Source organism: Rhodococcus sp. KRD162 (assembly GCF_017168335.1).
Classification (GTDB): Bacteria; Actinomycetota; Actinomycetes; order Mycobacteriales; family Mycobacteriaceae; genus Rhodococcoides.
In genome coordinates, this window is record NZ_JABFAU010000079.1 from 1 (window position 1) to 867 (window position 867).

At 61.0% G+C, this 867-nt stretch carries 1 pseudogene; it reads right to left on the reverse strand.

Annotation, left to right across the window (positions count from 1 at the left end):
• Positions 1-406: 406 nt before the first annotated feature.
• Positions 407-867 (reverse strand): annotated as a pseudogene (locus J1M87_RS27510) (hypothetical protein); the annotation flags it as partial.

Here is an 867-nt window from a genome sequence, read left to right on the forward strand (position 1 = left end):
GCTGATACATCGAATGCATACCACCAAACAAAAATTCGGCACTGACATTCATCGACACACTGTTGAGTTCTCAAAGAACACGCACACACCCAAACCCCACGAACACAATCCGCAGGCCTCGAGGGCAACTGTTCCAGCCTATCCCAGCTTGGTCTCGGACACAAGGCCCGACTCTTGGGGGATACAACCTGCCAAGCCACACGTCCAACCTCGTTCACCCAATCAACCAAGACCGGGTCGGTGTCCGTCGCTCTGACTCGACAAAAGTTACGCGAAGACAATCCCATGTGCAAATCGGCAGGTCAGCGGCCTCTCGTCGCATATCTCTCGTCATTTCGGGCGTCCAGGCAACCGATCCGACGGTCAGCCTCCCGTTCAGTCGCCCCTACGCCAGGGCAACAAGGCGTCAGGTCAACAAGGCGTCGCGCGCGAATCTGCGCGACCAGCTCGGAGAGTCCGACACTCCCTCGCGAAAGTAGAAGCTCGGACCGTGTGCGCCGATGAGGTCCAGGAAGCTCACCGTCGCCTGTGCCGCGAATTGCGCGTCGAACACGCCGGAATCCTCACTTGCCCAGCCCAACTCGACGACGGTCTCTACCAGCATCTCGTTTCGATGGTTGGCGCTTGCCGATGCGGCGAGGGCGATCAGGAACAGGGTGGCCGCGTCGGTCTCGTACGTCTGCTTCCCCAGGGGAAGTCGTGTGGCGGCATGCCGCCACAAGCCGACTGGGTCTTCGGCCAGGCTGGAGCCCAGTCTGGTGCGCAGCAGTCGGCCCTTCGAGGTTCGCGTCAGTCCGAGATTGCGCGCAGCTTCACGCAGATCGGTCACCTGGTGGTGGTCGATCTCGCGGTTACTGGCCCCGACCC